The sequence below is a fragment of the Streptomyces murinus genome, assembly GCF_002154555.1.
Classification (GTDB): domain Bacteria; phylum Actinomycetota; class Actinomycetes; order Streptomycetales; family Streptomycetaceae; genus Streptomyces; species Streptomyces murinus.
In genome coordinates this window covers 1-719 of record NZ_MUNF01000675.1, presented here as the reverse complement: position 1 = coordinate 719, position 719 = coordinate 1, and the positions used below count along the sequence as shown (strand labels likewise).

The window sequence follows — 719 nt, the reverse complement described above, 5'->3', positions numbered from 1 at the left end:
CGCCGCCCGGGTCCGCGTGCGCCTGATCTCGGCGCTGTGTGGGCTGTGCGTCGTTCTCGCTCATGTCTCCTGCCCCCGTCGTTCGTCCGGGGGGCCCGCGGTCACGGGCTCCCCCGAGGAACCCGCCGTCGTCTCGGGTTCCTCGTCTTCCATGATCTCTCCGGTCGCCGTGTTCACGGCGGGTGCGGCCGGGACCGCCTGGGCGAGGGCCGCGGCGATGGTCTCGGCCGTCTTGCGGCCTATCCCGGGCACTTCCTGGATCTGTTCGATTGTGGCGGACCGCAGCCGCTTCACCGAGCCGAAATGCTTGATGAGCGCCTGTTTCCTCGTCTCGCCGAGGCCGGGGACGTCGTCCAGGGGGCCGGCGCGGAAGCGCTTGGCGCGCTTGGTGCGCTGGTAGGTGATCGCGAACCGGTGCGCCTCGTCCCGGACGCGCTGGAGCAGATACAGACCCTCGCTGGTGCGGGGCAGCACCACGGGGTCGTCCTCGCCGGGCAGCCAGACCTCCTCCAGCCGCTTGGCCAGGCCGCACACCGCGATGTCGTCGATCCCCAGTTCGTCCAGCGCACGCCGGGCCGCCGCGACCTGCGGCTGACCGCCGTCCACCACGACCAGCTGGGGCGGGTAGGCGAACTTCCGGGGCCGGCCGTCGTCGTCCTTGAGGGAGCCGTTGAGGGGGGTGGCGAGGGGGTCGTCGAGAGGGTCGGGCGTGATGGGGC

At 72.2% G+C, this 719-nt stretch carries 1 protein-coding gene; it reads right to left on the bottom strand.

The genetic code is table 11. The annotated features are described in order from the left end of the window. Positions 1-60 precede the first annotated feature (60 nt). A partial coding sequence (locus CCN72_RS32760; protein WP_244174592.1) for a helix-hairpin-helix domain-containing protein occupies positions 61-719 on the bottom strand: 659 nt, incomplete at its 5' end.